The 18,827-nt window shown below is 58.3% G+C and carries 14 protein-coding genes; 5 read left to right on the top strand and 9 right to left on the bottom strand.

Annotated features, from left to right (window positions below):
- Positions 1-237: 237 nt before the first annotated feature.
- Positions 238-1,290 carry an aldose epimerase family protein gene (locus PMW67_RS08005; RefSeq protein WP_271739419.1) on the bottom strand — a complete coding sequence of 351 codons (1,053 nt, stop codon included), beginning with the start codon at positions 1,288-1,290 and terminating at the stop codon, positions 238-240.
- Positions 1,291-1,496: 206 nt separating this feature from the next.
- Between PMW67_RS08005 and PMW67_RS08000 the strand changes: the two genes are divergently transcribed.
- A complete protein-coding gene (locus PMW67_RS08000) occupies positions 1,497-2,261 on the top strand; it encodes a DeoR/GlpR family DNA-binding transcription regulator (protein WP_271739418.1) in 765 nt (254 codons plus the stop codon).
- A gap of 200 nt (positions 2,262-2,461) precedes the next feature.
- Here the strand turns inward: PMW67_RS08000 and PMW67_RS07995 are convergent, their stop codons facing one another.
- From PMW67_RS07995 to PMW67_RS07980, 4 genes are all read right to left on the bottom strand, one after another.
- Positions 2,462-2,767 carry a type II toxin-antitoxin system RelE/ParE family toxin gene (locus PMW67_RS07995; protein ID WP_271739417.1) on the bottom strand — a complete coding sequence of 102 codons (306 nt, stop codon included), beginning with the start codon at positions 2,765-2,767 and terminating at the stop codon, positions 2,462-2,464.
- Entirely contained in the window at positions 2,757-3,023 is a 267-nt protein-coding gene (locus tag PMW67_RS07990; RefSeq protein WP_117564761.1) for a type II toxin-antitoxin system Phd/YefM family antitoxin, read from the bottom strand. Before PMW67_RS07990 ends, PMW67_RS07995 begins: the two co-directional genes overlap by 11 nt.
- 378 nt (positions 3,024-3,401) lie before the next feature.
- Complete coding sequence (gene lacG / locus PMW67_RS07985) at positions 3,402-4,823, bottom strand: 6-phospho-beta-galactosidase (protein WP_230308460.1); 1,422 nt, start codon at positions 4,821-4,823, stop codon at positions 3,402-3,404.
- Between the two features lie 75 nt (positions 4,824-4,898).
- Complete coding sequence (locus PMW67_RS07980; RefSeq protein ID WP_271739414.1) at positions 4,899-6,677, bottom strand: PTS lactose transporter subunit IIBC; 1,779 nt, start codon at positions 6,675-6,677, stop codon at positions 4,899-4,901.
- A 284-nt stretch (positions 6,678-6,961) separates the two neighbouring features.
- On the opposite strand from PMW67_RS07980, the gene PMW67_RS07975 reads away from it, so the two are divergent.
- Entirely contained in the window at positions 6,962-7,963 is a 1,002-nt protein-coding gene (locus PMW67_RS07975; protein WP_195919826.1) for a LacI family DNA-binding transcriptional regulator, read from the top strand.
- Positions 7,964-8,376: 413 nt separating this feature from the next.
- Here PMW67_RS07975 and PMW67_RS07970 read toward each other — a convergent pair whose 3' ends face one another.
- Both PMW67_RS07970 and lacG (PMW67_RS07965) read right to left on the bottom strand, forming a co-directional pair.
- On the bottom strand, positions 8,377-10,137 hold the full coding sequence (locus PMW67_RS07970; protein ID WP_022094682.1) for a PTS lactose transporter subunit IIBC: 1,761 nt from the start codon (positions 10,135-10,137) through the stop codon (positions 8,377-8,379).
- Between the two features lie 176 nt (positions 10,138-10,313).
- Complete coding sequence (lacG, locus tag PMW67_RS07965) at positions 10,314-11,756, bottom strand: 6-phospho-beta-galactosidase (protein WP_022094683.1); 1,443 nt, start codon at positions 11,754-11,756, stop codon at positions 10,314-10,316.
- Between the two features lie 350 nt (positions 11,757-12,106).
- On the opposite strand from lacG (PMW67_RS07965), the gene PMW67_RS07960 reads away from it, so the two are divergent.
- The gene (locus PMW67_RS07960) at positions 12,107-13,135 is read left to right on the top strand and encodes a LacI family DNA-binding transcriptional regulator (protein WP_271739431.1); all 1,029 of its coding nucleotides are present in this window, start codon (positions 12,107-12,109) and stop codon (positions 13,133-13,135) included.
- Between the two features lie 276 nt (positions 13,136-13,411).
- Here PMW67_RS07960 and lacG (PMW67_RS07955) read toward each other — a convergent pair whose 3' ends face one another.
- Both lacG (PMW67_RS07955) and PMW67_RS07950 read right to left on the bottom strand, forming a co-directional pair.
- Complete coding sequence (gene lacG, locus PMW67_RS07955) at positions 13,412-14,851, bottom strand: 6-phospho-beta-galactosidase (RefSeq protein ID WP_271739412.1); 1,440 nt, start codon at positions 14,849-14,851, stop codon at positions 13,412-13,414.
- Between the two features lie 66 nt (positions 14,852-14,917).
- Complete coding sequence (locus tag PMW67_RS07950; RefSeq protein ID WP_022094686.1) at positions 14,918-16,693, bottom strand: lactose/cellobiose PTS transporter subunit IIB; 1,776 nt, start codon at positions 16,691-16,693, stop codon at positions 14,918-14,920.
- 357 nt (positions 16,694-17,050) lie between these two features.
- On the opposite strand from PMW67_RS07950, the gene PMW67_RS07945 reads away from it, so the two are divergent.
- Complete coding sequence (locus PMW67_RS07945) at positions 17,051-18,055, top strand: LacI family DNA-binding transcriptional regulator (protein ID WP_006234826.1); 1,005 nt, start codon at positions 17,051-17,053, stop codon at positions 18,053-18,055.
- 215 nt (positions 18,056-18,270) lie between these two features.
- The gene (locus PMW67_RS07940) at positions 18,271-18,609 is read left to right on the top strand and encodes a PTS lactose/cellobiose transporter subunit IIA (protein WP_055252615.1); all 339 of its coding nucleotides are present in this window, start codon (positions 18,271-18,273) and stop codon (positions 18,607-18,609) included.
- The last annotated feature ends 218 nt before the right edge of the window (positions 18,610-18,827 follow it).

Here is an 18,827-nt window from a genome sequence, read left to right as displayed (position 1 = left end):
GTTTGGTCGGCTATCGCCGAGCATGTCGAATTTGAGAAAAACAAAACCGCAGGTAGACGGCTTGCGAATTTAACAAAAACCGGTGCATGGTCGAGCATCCCGGGCTAAACGTAGTAAATGGGCATAGTTTTGATATGTCACTCATACAGTCACAGCGAAAATGAGCCAAAAGATGAAAAAACGCCCGTCGGCGGTGGTGCCGGCGGGCGTTGCTGTGCGATATGTCGCGTTGTGGGCTTAGTGCCTCATAAAGTGATATTCGATCACATTGCTATAGGGATGACCCGGTCCCACGATGCCCTGGGGGAACAGCGGGCGGTGCGGCGTGTCGGGGTACATCTCGGCCTCGAGGGCAAAGCCGGCGCCCCAACCATAGTTGGCGTCGTCCTTGGCGTGCTCGTCGCCCAGCCAGTTGCCGGTGTAGAGCTGCACGCCCGGGGCAGTGGTGTAGTAGTCCATCTCACGACCGGTCCACATCTCCTCGACGTGCATCGCGCGGCGCAGGTTGCGGCCGTACTGATAGCCATTGATGCACAGGCAGTGGTCGTAGCCACGGGCCTGCTTAATCTGCAGGTCGTCGGCCTCCATACCGGGTGCGACAGGACGCAGCTCACGGAAGTCAAACGGCGTGCCCTCGACCGGGGCAATCTGGCCGGTGGGAATGTTCTGCTCATTGATGGGCAGGTAGTGGGCGGCGTTGGCAACAAAGAAGTGCTCGCAGTCCATGCCAGCGTTATGGCCGGCAAGGTTAAAGTACGTGTGGTTGGTCATGGACACGTAGGTGGCGCGGTCGCTCTCGCAGCCATAATCGATGCGGAAGATGCCGGTGCGCGTAACGGTAAACACGGCCGTAAAGGTTCGGTTGCCGGGCAGGCCCAGCTCGCCATCCTTAAGCGAGGTGGTCATGCGCACGGCGTTATGGACCTCGTCGAGCTCAACATCCCACACACGTTTGTGCAGACCGTGCTCAAGGTCGCTGTGCAGGTTGTTGGCGCCCTCGTTGGCGGGCATATGCCAGTCTGTGCCGTCGATGGCGATCGTGGCGCCAGCGGTGCGGTTAGCCACAGGTCCGATGGTCGCGCCAAAGCAGGCGGGGTTGTCAAAGTAATCCTCGAGCTTATCGAAGCCCAGCACCACATCGCGCACGTTGCCGGGGATATCGGGCACGTCGATGCCCAACACGGTGGCGCCATAGTCCATAATGCGAACGCAGATCTCGGGCCCGTTGAGGGTGTAACGATGAACGGGGGTACCGCACGGCGCGGTACCGAAAAGCTCGGAAGTGATCATTTGGTTCCTAACATCGAGGTATTTCCGACAAACTGTAGCGCGAACAGGCGAGATTATCACTACACCCCACTAAAGCAGGGGGTATTTTTCTCAAAAAAGTGATGATTGGAGCTGTGCGGGCGTTCATTTCTGACGCGTACGAATCTGATACAATTTGTTCGTTACTGTTTGAATGATATGCGCGCAAAGAACGGCGAGGATTCATCGTGATTAAGGCAGAGCGACAGGATAAGGTTCGTCAGCTGCTCGAGGAGCAGGGCACGGTCTCGGTTAAAGAGATTTCTGATGCGTTAGGTGTCTCGGATATGACGATCCGCCGCGACCTTGAGGAACTTGCGAGCCTGGGCGAGATCGAACGCGTGCACGGTGGAGCCCGCAGTGCGCAGGGCCGTCCACATGCTATGTTGCGCCATGAGTATTCGCACAGCGAAAAGCGCACCAAGCATGCCGAGGAAAAGCTGCAGATCGCGCGCCGCGCCGTGGAGCTTATCGAGGAAGGCTCGACCATCTTTTTGGGTACGGGCACCACGGTTGAGCAGATGGCCTCGATGCTGCCGGCGTGCCGCCTGCGCATCGTGACTAACTCGCTTTCGGTCTTTAACCTGCTTGAGGCGCGCGAGGACTGTGACCTGTGCCTGGTAGGCGGCATGTACCGTCGCCGCACCGCCGCTTTTGTGGGACCAACGGCCGAGGATACCCTGCGTGCACTGGGCATCGACGCGGCGTTTATCGGCGCCAACGGCATTTTGGACGGCGACGTGTCCACGTCTAACATGGAAGAGGGCCGCATCCAGCAGCTCGCCTTTAGCAAGGCCGATTCACGCTACCTCATCGCCGACTCCAGCAAGATCGGCAAGCGCGACTTCTACACCTTCTGCCGCCTGGACAGTTTGGACGCCGTGGTGTGCGAGCCGAGTATCGCCGCCGAGGATCGCGCCGCCATCGAGGAACACACGCAGGTCATTTGCTAGCTAGCGCTGCAGGCGATACTTCTGCCCTCTGCCGACGCGGGGATTATCGTTTCACAATGACGCGGAAAATGACACGTAAATGTAAAAATGTCATTTGCGCGTCAAAAATATGACACGTAAAAATTTGCGCGTCATTTTACGCGTCAACGTGACGTGAAATGACTCGCAAATGCGCTCGGGCCAAGTATTCAGCTTGTGGGCTAGACCAGGCGGGCGTAGTCCTGTGACTGATGAAAGATATGGACGATATAGATTGTTTCGTGCTCAAACTTGTATAGACACACGTAGTTGTTGACGGGAAACGATCGGTAATTACGTGCCGCCAGCTCTTGCATGTGCGAGAGGGGACGTAAAAGCGGCTGCTCGCGAAGCAGGTCAAGCTGATATTCAAACTCAGCGACAAAATTGCCTGCTGCACGCGGATTCTTGAGGATTTGAGCAAGGTATCCGACAATACTCTCGTACTCATATCGCGCGCTTTTGAGGATTACGACGTTATAGGTCATATTTGTCTCGTATCGAAGCCGCGAAGGATTCGTAGTCGCTGTAGTCGCCTTGCGATATTTCGTCTTCTGCCAACATCATACGAGACAGCAGTTTTGCCTTGGCGATTTCTTCTTGCATGAGGCGATACTGGTCGCTGCTGATGCAGTGCATGGCCTCGTAGCCGTTCTTAGTTACGGTGACATCGCGCTCAGACTCAACAAGTGTGGTGAATGCAGCAGTGTCCTTCATATCTCGGACGGGCACACAAGCTGACATGGGTACCTCCTTTGCGTTGGGACACAATTGTACCACGGTGTGTCCATGCGGACGATACCGTCGAATCGTCTCAATCTGTAACAGTTGGGATCGAAAAACTCGGCTAGATGTTACAGATTGAGATTAAAGGGATTGACCTGCGGCGTTTGTCCCGATCTGTAACATCTAGACGGTCAAAAGTGGGCTACGTGTTACAGATTGAGATCTTTCAGCCCTGGTCGCCCGTTCGTCTAAATCTATAACAGTTAGGATTGAAAATCCCTGCTAGATGTTACAGATCGAGACAAACGGCCTGCTCGGGCCGAGCCAAAACAAATAAGGCCGCATACGAACCGGTTTGGGATTCGCATGCGGCCGACAGGGGGTATGTGGCGGAAACTAGGCCATGAGCAGGCCAGTCTCCGCGACGTTCTTGTACCAGTACGCGCTCGCCTTGGGATAGCGCTTCTGGGTCTCAAAGTCGATGTAGAACAGGCCATAGCGCTTGTTGTAGCCGTTGGTCCAGGAGAACTGGTCCTGCAGCGACCACACAAAGTAGCCGTCAACGTTTACGCCGCCGTCGATCGCCTTGAGGATCCACGCGAGATGCTGGCGCATGTAGTCGATGCGAGGGGCGTCGTCGATAAAGCCGTCCTCGAAGTCGTCCTTATAGCCCATGCCGTTCTCGGTGATGTAGATCTTCTTGTAGTTGGGGTAATCGTTCTTAATGCGCAGCAGCAGGTCGTACAGGCCCTCGGGATAGATGATCCAGTCCCAATCGGTGGTGGGTACGCCTTCGCGCACGCATGACTCGCCCACGCCCTTGAGGAACCAGCGCGAGGAGCCCTTGTCGCCGGTGCCATTGTGGTTGATGTCGTTCTCGCCCTCAGCGGCACGCAGGAACTGGCACTTGTAGGTGTTGACGCCCAGGCAATCGTTGTAGGGGAGCGCGGCGGTCAGCGCGGCGATGTCCTCGTCGCGGACGTCGAGCTCGCCGCCGGCGATATGGGCCAGCTTGGTCGCAGCCTCCATGGTGTCGGCTGCATAGTGGCCGCGGAAGGTGGCGTCGAGTACCCAGCGGTTGTTGATGACGTCGGCCATGCGAGCTGCCTCGCAGTCGGCGGCGTTGTTGGGGTCGAGGGGATACTTGGGCTCCAGGTTCTGGACAATGCCGATCTCGCCCTCAAAGCCGCCCTCATGGAAGGCGACGACAGCCTTGGCATGGGCCACCATCATGTTGTGCATGAGCTGGAAGGCCTTGTCCAGGCGATACTTCTCGCCGTGCGGCCAGTTGCCGACGATAAAGCTGCCCTCGGCGGTCGCGGGAATCTCGTTAAAGGTAAACCAGTGCTTGACCTCGGGGAACTCGGCAAAGCAGAACTTGGCGTACTCGACAAAGGCGTCGATCGTCGTGCGCGTCAGGAATCCCTCGCCGCCGTCCTGGTAAAAGGCCTCGGGCGTATCAAAGTGATCGAGCGTGACATAGGGGATAACGCCGGCTTTGTTGCAGGTGGCAAAGAGCTCATGATAGAAGGCAACACCCTCGGGGTTGATCTCGCCGGTGCCACTGGGGAAGATGCGGCTCCAAGCGATGGAGACACGGATGCCGTTGATGCCGAAACGCTGGCACAGGTCGATATCGACCGGGTACTTGTTGTAGAAATCGCTTGCGGGGTCGGGGGAGAAGCGACCCTGAGCAGCCAGGAAATCGTCCCAGGGCACTTTGCCCTTGCCGTGCGTGCGGGTCTCGCCCTCAACCTGGTAAGCAGCGGTGGCGCCGCCAAACACAAAGCCGTCGGGGAACTGCATGGGGTTGGTCATGAGTCATCCTTTCTGTGGGATACGAATAGGGAGGGTGCCCGAACTGGGGATCCGGGCACCAACAGAGGGAGGAAACTAGTCGAGGTTCTCGCGGAGCCACTTGATGGCGCCAGCGGGGTCGCGGGTAAGGTCGATATATTCCTTGCCGCGGGGAGCGAGCAGCTTAATGCCCAGACGATCGGTGTCGGCCTTCATGTCGTTGTAGTAGCTACGAACCTGCGGGGCGAGCACGATGACGTCGTACTGATCCATGATGGCAGTATGCTGGCCATAGGCGCCTGCGGAGGAAGCGATGTTCTCTCCGGTCTGCGCAGCACCTTCCTTGATGGCGTTGGCAAGCATGGCAGAGGTGCCGGCGCCGGCGCACAGGACGAGGACCTTCAGACCGTCGACATCTTTCTTAGCGGATGCGTCGGCGGCGGGCTCGGGCTGATCGGCGACAGGCTTGCTGTCGGCGGCAGCGGCGGTCGGCTCGACGGAGACGGTAGTCTGCTCGATAGCGGGCGCAGAGGCGTTGGCGGCGATGGTGGCAGCACCATCGGACTCGAGACCCAGCTCGGCGGCGCGCTCGGCCTCCTGGTCGCAGAGCAGCTTATCGTATGCCTTCAAGAACGGTAGGTAGATGATGGCGTCCAGCAAGATGATGATCGCGACAAATACCAGGGCGATAAGCTGGAAGTTCGTGGTGATGAAGATGCCGATGGGGGCAGGGGTAGCCCAAGGCACCACGAAGGAGAAGCCGTTCATGCCCACGTTGTCGATAAAGAACTTGGCAACACTCACGTTGACGCAGCCGGCGGCAACAAAGGGGATGAGCATGTAGGGGTTAAGGATCATCGGCGCGCCAAAGAGCAGCGGTTCGTTGACAGCGAAGGCAACAGGAACAATCGAGGCCTTACCGACGGCTTTGAGCTGCTTGGACTTCATAAAGAGAATCAGCAGAAGCGGCACGATGAACGTGGCGCCGGTGCCGCCGAACTCACCCACGAGCGACATGTTGAAGGTGAGGGAATGGGCGGGGTGACCACCGGCCAGCAGAACCTGCAGGTTCTCGGCCTGGTTGGCAAGACGGATGGGGTCGATGCCCGGCTGGACGATCGAGGGGCCGTGGACGCCGATGAACCAGAAGAACGCGGTGGCTGCCTGGATAAGGATAAGGCCAGGATAGGTTTCTGCGGCGGTAAAGAGCGGGGAGAGCAGTTTGATAAGCAGCTCGGAGAACGGAACGCCCATGAGGTTGCGCACGACGACATCGATAATGCCGCAGATGATGACGGCGCCGCCAAAGGGGATGATGTCGCGGAAGTTCTGAGCGATGGCGCCCGGAACCTCCTTGGGCAGCTTAATGGTCAGATCGCGCGAGACGCAGAATTTGTAGACCCACACGGTAATGAACGCGGCGATATAGGCCGAGAACAGACCGCGCGTACCCATGCTGGTGCAATCGAAGACCGAAAGCTCGGAGCCGTTGAACTTGGTGGTGAACTGCGTAACAGCGAGCAGCAGCATGCTGCACTGGGCGGCCACCATGGTGGAGCCGTCGTTGAGCACCTTGCCGGCGGGCATGCGACGGTTCATGGATGCCGTGAAGTTCTTGGCAGTGGTGCCGGCAACCATGATGCCCATGACACCCATGGTGAAGTTGTACAGCTTGTTGCACCAGTCGATGAGCGGCTGGGGCAGCGTGATGCCGACCACGCCGGGAAGCGTGGCGATCAGCAGAAAGATCGAAGAGGTGAGGACGATGGGCATGCACCCAAGGAATCCGTCCTTAATAGCCTGGAGGTAGATGTTCCTCGAGATCTTCTCAAAGAACGGCTGATGCTTTTCGAGCATCTTTACGATGGCGTCCATAAAGCTCCTTTGCTACTTGATGCGCGATGCATGTGGATGGAACTGGTCGTCGATGGATGGTCAGGACTGCCCGGAAACCTTCCTGTTTAAGGAAGGCATTGCGAAATGACAACGTTGTCATTTCGTTAATGACAACGTAAGACATTTTTGGAAGAGCAACAAGGATATACGGGTGAGTGGTCGATATTGTCCGGTAAACGGTTGATTTATCAGTCAGGCAGGTAGTATATGCTAGAACACAAAAAACAAGCGATAGAGAACCGAGCGGAGAAGCAGTGGCAACGATGGACAAGAAAAATGTCTCGATGAACGATGTGGCAGTTGCCGCGGGTGTTTCTCTCAAGACGGTTTCGCGTGTGATCAACGAGCCCGATAGCGTGCGAGAGTCGACACGCGATAAGGTTCATTCGGCCATGGAGGCGCTCGGGTTTCGAGCCAACTTTGCCGCGCGTTCGCTCAAGTTGGGCCGTTACGGGTGCATCGGCGTCGTGCTGTTCCACTTGTCGGGCGGTGCCGTGGACATGATCGACGGTATCGCCGATGCCGCCGAAGAGCGAGGCTTTGCTCTTACGATGATCAAAAAGCGGGCGGGGGAGAAGATGACCCTTGCCGAAGCGGCGCGTAGGATGTCGCAGCTCCCCGTCGACGGCATGATTTTCAACCTGCGCCAGATGGTCGATGACTTTGATACCTTTGAGGCGCCGAAAGACCTCAAGACGGTGATTATCACACCGATGGAACATCCTACCTGCTCTACCGTCAGTGACGACCAAGAGGGCGGCGCGCGCATGGCGTGCGAGTACTTCTTGAACCACGGGCACAAGAACGTGTACTTCGTCTCTGGTAAGAAAGAGTCACTGTCGAGCCAGTGCCGTATGAAAGGTTGGCGAGCGGCACTCGAGGCACGTGGCATTGAGCCGCCCGAGCCTCTGCAAGGCGATTGGAATGCGGATAGTGGCTATGCCGCGGGCCTTGTGCTTGCCGATAAGCCCGATTGCACGGCGGTCCTCGCTGCTAACGACTGCATGGCAAACGGCGTGATGATGGCTCTACGTGACAAAGGGCTCAATGTGCCCGACGACGTGTCCGTGATCGGCTTCGACGATGAGCTCTACAAGACGATTCCCAACTCGATTCTGACGTCGGTGAAGTTTCGCCACCGCGAACTGGGCATCCGTGCGCTTAACGAGGTCGTCGCAGGTCTGGAAGCCCCGAGCTCCAGAAGCCGTACGCTCGTCTCGGGCGTGTTGGTCGAGCGTTCCAGCGTAAGGGATCTGCGGGCGTAGACGTGCTCGGCCTGCTCGTCTAAATCTGTAACAGGTGGGACCCGAAAACTCGGCTAGATGTTACAGATTTAGACAATTCGGCCCGGCTTATTCCGTTTGTCTCGATCTGTAACAGTTAGGAGTGAAATGACCAGCCAGGTGTTACAGATCTAGATTGATTGGATTGACCCATCTGTTTGTCTCGATCTGTAACATCTAAGCGGTCAAAAGCGGTCTACATGTTACAGATTGAGATTTTTGGCTTGGCCTGTGCGTTCACCTCGATCCGTAACAGCTGGGACCCAAAAACTCGGCTAGATGTTACAGATTGAGATGAACAGGAGGACGGGTGCGGTCTAAACAAAATGGCCCGCGCATCACACATCGATGCACGGGCCATTTATTGTCTGCAAGCGGCAGGTGGTGTCAGCGTCTTATGCCTCGAGGTTTTCCTCGATCCAGGCGACGGCACCCTTGGGATCCTTAGTGAGGTCGATGTACTGTTTGCCCTTGGGCGACAGCAGCGTGATGCCCAGGCGGTCGGTGTCGGCCTTCATCTCGTTGTAATAGGTGCGAACCTGCGGAGCCAGGACGATGACGTTGTACTGGTCCATGATGGCGTAGTGGCTGCCGTAGGCACCGGCGTTGGCGGTAATGTCGATGCCCAGCTCGTCGGCGCCTTCCTTAAGCGCGTTGGCGAGCAGTGCAGAGGTGCCGGCGCCAGCGCACAGAACCAGAACCCTCAGATCCTTGCCCTTAAGGGCGGACGGAGCTGCGGAGGCCTCAGTGGCAGAAGCGGTCTCGACAACAGGAGCCTCAACGGCGGGGGCGGCAGCGGTCTTGACGGCCTTGGTCTCCTCGGCCTCTTCTTCGGCCAGGGTCTCGGCCTCCTGCTTGCACAGGACGTTGTCGTAGGCCTTGCAGAACGGGTAGTAGATTAAGAAGTCAACGACCAGCAGGACGACAACCAGGACCAGAGAGATCGGCTGGAAGTTGGTGTCGATGAAGGTGCCGATCGGTCCGGGGAGTGCCCACGGCATGGCATAGATAAAGCCGTTCATGCCCAAAAAGTCGATGAAGAACTTACCAATGAGGACGTTGGCCACGGGGGCAAACAGGAACGGGATCAGGAAGTACGGGTTGAGGATGATGGGCGCGGCGAACAGCAGCGGTTCGTTGACGGCGAACATCACGGGTACGACAGAGGCTTTGCCGACGGCCTTGAGCTGCTTGGAGCGCATAAAGAGCAGGAAGATGATCGGGACAATGAACGTGGCGCCGGTGCCGCCGAGTTCGCCGATGTAGTTACCGAAGTTCTCGGTCAGGGCGAGGGCGGGGTGACCGCCGGCCTGCAGCGTGGCGAGGTTGGTGGTGATGTTGCCAAACAGCGCGGCGTTGAGGGCAGGCTTAACGACCGAGGGGCCGTGGATGCCCATGAACCAGAACAGCGGGATCATGAACCAGATGAGGGCGAGGCCGGCGTAGGAATCGGCAGCGGCGAACAGCGGGCTCACCAGCGTGGAGATGACGTTGGCAAACGGGACGGCCAAGCAGGTGCGGCAGATAACGTCGATGACGGCGACAAACAGGATGGAGAAGCTGAAGGCGAAGATGTCGCGGAAGTTCTGGGCGATGGCGCCGGGGACTTCTTTGGGCAGCTTGATGGTGATGTCTCGCTTAATGCAGAAGGCATAGATGTTGACCGTGGCAAATGCGGCGACAAAGGAGCTCAGTAGGCCCTTGGTGCCCATGTTGTCGGTAAAGAACACCGAGACATCGGCGCCGTCGATCTTGGCACTCGTCTGGGTAACGGCCAAGATGAGCATAGCGCACATGGCGGCGACCATGGTGCTCGTGGCGTTGATGGCCTTGCCGGCAGGCATGCGGCGGTTCTTGGAGCCGGTCAGCGCGCTTGCGGTGGTGCCGGCGACCATGATGCCCACGACGCCCATCGTGAAGTTGTAAACCTTGTTGCAGAAGTTCACGACGTCGACGTTCCACCAGTCGGGCAGCGTAAAGCCGCCGACCGTGGCGACAACGCCCGGCAGGGTCGAAATAAGCAGGAAGACAGAAGAAGACAGGATGATGGGCATTGCTGCCAAAAAGCCGTCTTTAATGGCCTGAAGGTAGATGTTCTTAGAGACCTTGTCGAAGTACGGCTGACCTTTCTCCAAGAACTTAACGATCGATTCCATAGTTCACGCTCCTCTTTGCATGAAATCTTAATGGCATGGACGTTGAAAACCTATATGGTCTCCCGCTTGCTAAAAGCCCGGGTGCAGGCGGGGCCGGTCCCAGGGGGAGAGAGGGGGGCGGCTGGGTTTGTATCGCATAGGGCCGCTCCCTTCTCGGGGGAAAGCGAGGCGATGCGCTACTGCGCGTCCGCCATAGTGTCGGCGAGCTCCTTGTACCAGAGTGCCGACTGCTTGATGTAGCGTTTTTGCGTGTCGAAGTCGATGTAGAACAGGCCGTAGCGCTTGTTATAGCCATTGGCCCACGAGAACTGGTCCTGCAGGCTCCAGATAAAGTAGCCCTGGACGTCGACGCCCTCGGCGCGCGCCTGGAGCACCTTCTCCATGTGCTGGTCGACAAAGTCGATGCGCTCGGGATCGGCGACGATGCCGTTTGCGTCGGGCTCGGGGTCCTTGTGGCCCAGGCCGTTTTCGGTGATATAGATGACGGGGAGGTTGGGATAGGTGGCGCTGATGTGCTTGAGCGTGTCGTAGAGGCCTTGCGGGTAGATGAGCCAATCCCAGTCGGTGGTGGGGATACCCGGCATATCGACCTGCTGCCCGACGCCCTTAAACTTAAAGCACGAGGTGCCCTTGTCTCCGGTGCCGTTAAAGCTGTTGGTTGACTCGCCATCGTAGGCGGCGATAAACGCCGACTGATAGTAGTTGAGGCCGAACATATCGTTGCGGGGCGCCGCCTTGGCGAGCTCCTCCATGTCGCTGTCCTCAACCGTAAGTGTGGCGTTGTTGGCACGCAGAATCTCGTTGATGAGTGAGAGGGTGCGCGCGGAGTAGTGACCCAGGAAGGCGCCGTCCATGATGAAGTCGGTGTAGAAGGCGTTGTACAGGTCGGCGGCGTGCTGGTCGGCGGGCGAGTCGGTGGCAGGATATGCCGGCGTCAGGACGTTGACCATGCCAATGCGTCCGCCCAGGTGCTCGGTCTCGTCAAGATCCTTATACAGGTTGACGGCGCGGGCGTGGGCAACGAGCTCGTTGTGCTGGCTCTGGATGCCGCTCGTCACATCAAAGTGATGGTTGGGCGGGAAGTTGCCTTGGATGTATTGGGAGTGCGAGAGGCTGATGAGCTCGTTGATGGTGAACCAATTCTTGACCTCGCGGAACTCGCGGAAGCAGAACTCGGCATAGCGCACATAGGCGTCGACGGTCTTGCGGTTGAGCCAGTCGCCCTGGTTGAACAGGGCGGCGGGGGAGTCAAAGTGATGCAGGGACACATAGGGCTCGACGCCATACTTTTTGCAGCAGGCGAACAGCTCGTGGTAGTGCTTAACGCCCTCGGCGAGGGGTTCGGCATCGTCGCCGTTGGGGAAGATGCGGGTCCAGGCGATGGACACACGAATGGCGTTGAGTCCATGCTCGGCAGAAAGGCGGATATCCTCCTCGTAGCGGTTGTAGAAATCACTGGCCGGGTCGGGCAAAAAGCGACCCTGGGCGACAAGGTAATCGTCCCACATGGTCTTACCCTTGCCTGCCACCTTCGTGGAACCTTCCGTTTGGTACGCGGCGGTTGCGGCGCCCCAAACAAAGCCCTTCGGCAGCTGCTGTACGCGGTTTAGCAAAGACATATGCATACACCCTCTCGTCTCGCTGTTCGATATTGTGCGTTTGCGCTCAGGAGGCTCCCTGGTTAGCGTTCAGCGGTGAAAAAGCCCGATAAACACTATCTTAAAATGATTAGAACCAAAATGAGCACGTGAACATTTGACAATGAGCACGTTAACATCCGGCTGGGATGTATAGAAACAAAACAACTTCAAACAGCCGCGAACGGTTGTATTTGTTCGGTAAGCGGTTTTGATTGACAGAAGTTTTCATGTTGTGGTATATGGCTCGGGTATCATGAGCACGTTATCAATGTATGTACGATGCGCCATGGGCGCGGGGAATAGTTGGGAAGCAGGTTAGCGTGGAAGGCATGGATCAGCAGACAAGGAATGGTCGTTCGGCGAGCGCGGCAGAGGTTGCGGCGCTCGCTGGCGTGAGCCGCCAGACTGTGTCTCGCGTGGTCAACGGTATGCCCAACGTGACGGAAAAGACGCGCAAGCGTGTGCTGGCCGCCATGGAAGAGCTGGGCTTTCGTCCCAATTTTGCTGGAGCGGCGTTGCGCGGCGGGTCGTATCGTTCTATTGGCCTGTGCATGTACAACATCACGCGTGTCGGTAACCTGGCGACGCTCGAGGGTATCATGCAAGCGGCGCGCGAGCACGATTTTGCCGTCACTATGATCGAGATGGGCGGCGACAAGCCCTATGCACTTGCCGATGCCTCGCGCCGCATGGTCGAGCGACCCGTCGACGGCATGATTCTCAACATGAACCGCATGGCTCCCGATTTTGAGGAGTTTGTTCCCCAGCCGGGAGTGCGAACGGTCATCCTGTCCATGTATGCGCATCCGCGCTGCACGACGATCGACTCCGACCAGTATGGTTCGTGCGAGCTGTTGACCAATTATCTGCTGGAACATGGTCACTCGAATATGCGGTTTGTGGCGGGTCCGGAAAACTCGATTTCCTCGCGTTTTCGTGAGGCCGGTTGGCGCGATACGCTGGGTCGTGCTCATGTCGATGCCGCTCCGATGCTGCGCGGCGATTGGAGTGCGAACAGTGGGTACGCCATGGGCGAGCGGATTGCGGCCGAGGTGCTTGCCGGCGGGTCGCAGGCGCCGACTGCCGTGCTTGCGGCAAATGACCAGATGGCGCTGGGCGTTATCGCCGCGCTCGAGAACGCGGGCCTGTCCGTGCCCGACGACGTGAGCGTGGTTGGTATCGACGACGCACTCGAGGGACTTGTTCCTCACAATCGGCTGACGACGCTGCGATTTGATTTGCGCGGTGTCGGTAAGCTTGCGTTTGAGGCGGCGATTGGAGAGAGCTCGTCTATCGAGGCGATTCATGTGCCGAGCACGCTGGTCGAACGCTCGACTGTTAGGGACATACGGGGTTAGGTCCTACTCCGTTTGTCTCGATTTGTAACAGGTAGACGGTCAAAAGCGGGCTACGTGTTACAGATTTAGATTCTTCGGAAAGAGCAATCCTGTTCGTCTCAATCTGCAACAGCTAGGACCCAAAAACTCGGCTAGATGTTACAGATTGAGACAAACAGACCCCGAACCGCCCAAAAAGGCCGGGGGCGGCGCGCCGTGTGACGTGCCGCCCCCGGCTGAGAAATGGGGACAGGTTATGTGGGCGGTGCAATTCCGCCAACCGCTTGTCGCAAGCCGCTAGTCCAGACGACGGGTCTGCGCTACGTGCTTGTACCAGTATGCGCTTGCCTTGGGCGTTCGCTTCTGGGTTTCAAAGTCAACGTAGAAGAAGCCGTAACGCTTGTTGTAGCCATTGGTCCAGGAGAACTGATCCTGCAGGCTCCACAGGAAGTAACCGCCCACGTTGACACCCACCTCCATGGCCTTAAGCAGCCAGCGCAGGTGCTGCTCGATGTAGTCGATGCGCGGCTGGTCGTCCACAAAACCGTCCTTGTAGGGGTCCTTGTAGCCCATGCCGTTTTCGGTGATGAAGATCTGCTTGTAGTTGGGGTAGCGCTGCTTAATGTAGACGAGCAGATCGAACAGGCCCTCGGGATAGATGATCCAGTCCCAGTCGGTGGTAGGGATGCCGGGTTTGTTCACGTGCTCGCCAATGCCCTTAACGCGCCAGCGGCCGGTGCCCTTTTCGCCCGTGCCGTTGTGGTGCAGGTCGTTCTCGCCATCGTAAGCCTTCAAGAAGCGGCACTGGTAGTTGTTAACGCCCAGGTAGTCGTTGTAAAGCGCGGCTTCGCGCATAATCTTGAGGTCCTCGTCCAGGATTTCGATGGTGCCGCCCGAGACGGCGGCCAGGCGGTTGGCGCACTCGAGGGTGTCGGGTGCGTAGTCGCCGCGGAAGGTGGCGTCGAGCAAAAACTGGTTTTGCAGCACGTGCTCGTTGTTGGCGGCTTTGATGTCGGCGGGGTCGTTCTCGTTGAGCGGATACTTAAACTCCAGCGACTGAATGACGCCGATCTTGCCCTTAAAACCGCCGTTGTGGAAGGCCAGTACTGCCTTGGCGTGGGCGAGCATCATGTTGTGCTCGCACTGGAAGGCCTCGGCCAGATGCGCCTTGACGCCACCGGGGAAGGTGCCCTCGATGTAGGTGTTGGAGGCGTCGGCCCAGATCTCGTTAAAGGTGAACCAGTAGGTCACCTGGTCGGCGTACTCCTTAAAGCAGAAGGTGGCAAAGTCCACAAAGGCGTCGATGGTCTCGCGGTTGAGGAAGTCGCCCTTCTCAAAGAGGGGAAGCGGCGTATCGAAGTGATGCAGCGTGACAAACGGCTCAACGTGGTGCTTGTGGCACTCGGCGAAGAGATCGTGGTAGAACTGGACGCCCTCGGGGTTGATTTCGCCGGTGCCGTTGGGGAAGATGCGGCTCCAGGCGATGGAGAGACGAATGCCGTTGATGCCGAACTCCTCGCACAGCTCCAGGTCGACGGGGTACAGGTTGTAGAAGTCCGAAGCGGGATCGGGGGAGAAGCGCCCCTGGGCCTCCAGAAAGTCGTCCCAGGCAACCTTGCCCTTACCGTGAGTGCGGGTCTCGCCCTCTACCTGGTAGGCAGCGGTGGCGCCGCCAAAGACAAAGTCCTCGGGAAACTGCGCGGGCGGGTTGGTGACGCTAGCAGGATTAACGGACATGATGATCCAATCGTCTAAATCGAAGGGCCAGCCGGTCTTGGATGGTCGGCTGGCCCTGGGCGTTACTTACTTCGAAAGTTGCTCACTCACGAAGGCGAGAGACTTGTCGCCGTTCTGGGAGAGCTCGATGTACTGCTTGCCACGGCAGGCGACGCACTTGTTGCCCACGCGCTCACAGTCCTTCTGCAGGTCGGCCAGGTAGCTTGCGGCCTGCGGGGCCAGGACGACCAGGTCAAAGTCGGGGAGCATGTCCACGTGGTTGCCATAGGCCTCGGCAGCGGTCTCGAGGTTAATGCCGCGCTCCTTGGCGGCCTTGGCCAGCGCGTTGGCGAGCAGGCCCGAGGTTCCGCCGCCCTGGCAGAGCACGAGCACGCGCTTACCGTTGAGGTCGCTGGCGGTCGTTGTCTCGGCAGCGGGTGCTGCGGAAGCGGCGGGGGAGTCGGCCTTCACGGCCTCGGCAGCAGCGCCGGCGGCAACGCTCTTGGCGTCAGCCTTGCCCTGGAAGGCATCGTTGAGCTTGGCGGCCTTCTCGGCGTTCTTGGCGGCGAGCTCCTCCTGGGAGATCTCGGCCTCCTCGGCGCACTTCTGGGCGTCATAGGCACGGAAGAACGGGTAGTACAGAACGAAGTCGACGACCAGGATAAGGGCGAGCATCACAAAAGCGAGCGGCTGGAAGCCCAGGCCCATGATGGTGCCGATGGGGCCGGGGACGGTCCAAGGCAGGGTGTACATAAAGCCGTTCATGCCCAAGAAGTCGATAAAGATCTTGAGGATCCAGATGTTGGCGATCGGGGCAAAGACAAACGGGACAAAGAAGACGGGGTTGAGCACGATGGGCGCGGCGAACAGCAGCGGCTCGTTGACGGCAAAGCAGACGGGGACGATGGCGGCCTTACCGACGGCGCGCATCTCCTGAGACTTGGCCAGGAAGCAGAACATAAAGACCAGGACGAGCGTGGCGCCGGTGCCGCCCATGCAGACGACGAAGTACTGGGCACCCTGGGTCAGGACAGCGGAAGCGTGCTGGCCGGCCTGGAACGCAGCCAGGTTGTCGGTCATGTTGGCAACGAGGGCGGCGGCGATGGCGGGCTCGACGATCGAGGGGCCGTGGACGCCGACGAACCAGAACAGGCTCATAGCGCCGTAGATCACAGCGAGGCCGATGTAGCCGTCGGCAGCGGTGAACAGGGGCTGGAACACCTGGATGACGCCCTGGGCAAAGCAGAAGCCAAAAGCAGCGCGGAAGGCGATGTCAAAGACCCAAAAGACGGTGATGCAGACGGAGAAGGGGATGATGTCCTTAAAGGTCTGCGAGATGTTGGGCGGAACCTGCTCGGGCATCTTGACGGTGATGTTGCGCTTAATGAAGAACTTGTAGATGATGCCGGTCACAAACGCAGCGATAAAGGCGGTCAGCAGGCCTTTGGAACCAAGGTAGGTGGTGTTGAAGCCGCTGGCAGCGTCCGTGGCGATCGTGTCGCTCGAAAGGAGCAAGAAGCCGATGATGGCCGCGCACATGCACGAGATGAAGTTGATCTGGTTGTTCTTGGGCAGATCGCGGTTCTGAGCGTCGGCGAAGTGCTTGGCCGTGGTGGCGGCACAGGCGATGGCCAGGATGCCCATGGAGTAGTTGTAGCACTTCCACAGGGCGTTGTTGATGTCATCGGGCCAGTAGAAACCCCAGATATTGGGAACCGAGGCTACCAGGCAGAAGATGGACGAGAAGATGATGATGGGGATGACGGAGATAAAACCGTCGCGGATCGCCTTGAGGTACTTGTTGCGGGCGATCGCGTTGAAAAAGGGCTGCCCCTTTTCGATGATGGCGATGAGTTGCTCCATGCAAAGCTCCTAAGAGTCGGTGGGTTGGCAACGATGGTAGCTTTTGACGTTTGGTTGCCAAAATGTTGACGTTGCCATTTTGCGACACAAAATAAGACGCGAACCGATGGCCCCTGTGCCTGTGGACCGTCGATTCCTTGCGCGTAAACGTTTGAGCCGCCCGGTGGCTCTGTGTTTGCACAATGGCAACGTTAACATTTGGGCGACAAAAGCCGTTCGGGGAAGCAAAAATGTCGGTGAACGGTAGGTTTTGGGTGGTGAGCGTATGGTGGGGGAGGCGTTGGATATACTTGAAGGCGTTAAAAATGACTGCGCAAGGTGCCACCAATGGCATCGTTGACATAGAAAGATCGACCTATGGCCGCTGTTAAAAAATCGGTATCCGTCAAAGACGTAGCGCGCCTCGCGGGCGTCTCGGAGCAGACGGTCTCGCGCACCGTGCACGATTCGCCCAGCGTGCGCCCCGAGACCAAGGAACGCGTGCGTGCCGCCATGCGCGAGCTGGGGTATCGCCCCAATTTTGCCGGTCGATCGCTGCGCCGCGGTAAGTTTAAGACCGTCGGCGTCGCCATGTTCAACATTACCGGCACCGGCAATCTCGACCGTATGGAGGGCTTTGCCGCCGCGGCCGATAAGCACGGCTATGCCATCACCCTCACTAAAGTAGACGGGCATCCGTATACCCTCGAGAGCGCATCGTCGCGCATGAGCGCACTGCCAGTGGACGGTATGGTTGTGATCATGAATCGCATGCCGGCAGACTTTGGCACTTTTGAGCCGCTGCCCGGCATGCAGACGGTGCTCGTTACGATGTTGGAGCACCCGCTCTGTTCAACGGTCGATAACGACCAGTTCGATTGCTCGCGCCAGGTGGTCGAGTACTTGCTGGAGCGGGGGCACAAGACCGTGCACTTTATCTCGTGTCCCGAGCGCTCGCTTTCGGGCATGCGGCGCGAGGAAGGCTGGCGCGAGACATTGCGCGCGCATGGCATTGAGCCACCGCGACTTATCCGTGGCGATTGGACGGCGCAGAGCGGATATGCCGCAGGTCAGGCCCTGGCGGATGATCCGACCTGTACGGCCATTTATGCTTCCAACGACGCCATGGCCTACGGCTGCATTCGCGGGCTCGAGTCGCGCGGAAAGCGCGTGCCCGAGGACGTGAGTGTGGTGGGTGTTGATGACAGCCTGGGCGATATCGTGCCCGACCGTCGCCTGACCACGGTGCGCTTTGACAACAAGCGCGTCGGCATGTGGGCGGTCGACAAGATTGCCGGCGCCGAGGGCGTTGCGCCCGGTGTGGAGCACATGCTGTTTCCGGGCGTGCTCGTCGAGGGCGATACGGTGCGCGATGTACGCTAGGGGCGCAGGTCTGTTTGGGTTGCCGCTAATTGTGTTCGATATTGTTCAGATTGGTTTAAAAACCGTTCACGGGCGAAAAGCGACCGTTCATAGCTCGAAATCACGTTTTGCGCTGTTCTTTTTTGTTTGAATGTTAATGTTTCTGTCATACAGAACGCAGCGCGTATGCCCGGACGCGATGCTCTCCATTGGTTCATATGTGAAAGGAACGCAATATGGCAACCAAAGAAGAAATCTCGATGGTTGGATTCGAGATTGTCGCATACGCAGGTGACGCCCAGACCGATCTGCTTGCAGCGCTCGATGCTGCTCGCGAGGGCGATTTTGAGAAGGCCGAACAGCTGCACAAGGATGCCAGCGATGCACTTATCGGCGCCCACGACACGCAGACCAAGCTGCTTTCGCAGGAGGCCGGCGGTGGCGAGATGGAGATGACCTTCATCATGGCTCACGCTCAGGACACTCTCATGACCACTATGATCCTGGAGAAGCAGGCCCGCTTTACCATCGATGCCTACAAGCGCATCGCCGAGCTCGAGGCCAAGCTCGCCTAACGAGCCCTCACAACCAAGTCCCCTTCCAAAAGCTCTGCCGCTACCCGCGGCAGGGCTTTTTCTGTCCTCCTCCAAGTTGCGGTGAAATAGGGACTGAATAGGGGCCGACGGGCGCAAAACAATCCCTATTCCACCGCAACTCATCCGGAGATAGTCATTGGGGACAGTCTTGGTGCGCTCTGTTCGTCTTCCCGTTCGTTTTTTGCTCGGTGGGTATA

This window comes from Collinsella aerofaciens, assembly GCF_028209395.1.
GTDB lineage: Bacteria > Actinomycetota > Coriobacteriia > Coriobacteriales > Coriobacteriaceae > Collinsella > Collinsella aerofaciens_AZ.
The sequence above is the reverse complement of the archived record's forward strand: the minus strand, read 5'-3'. Positions and strand labels throughout refer to the sequence as shown.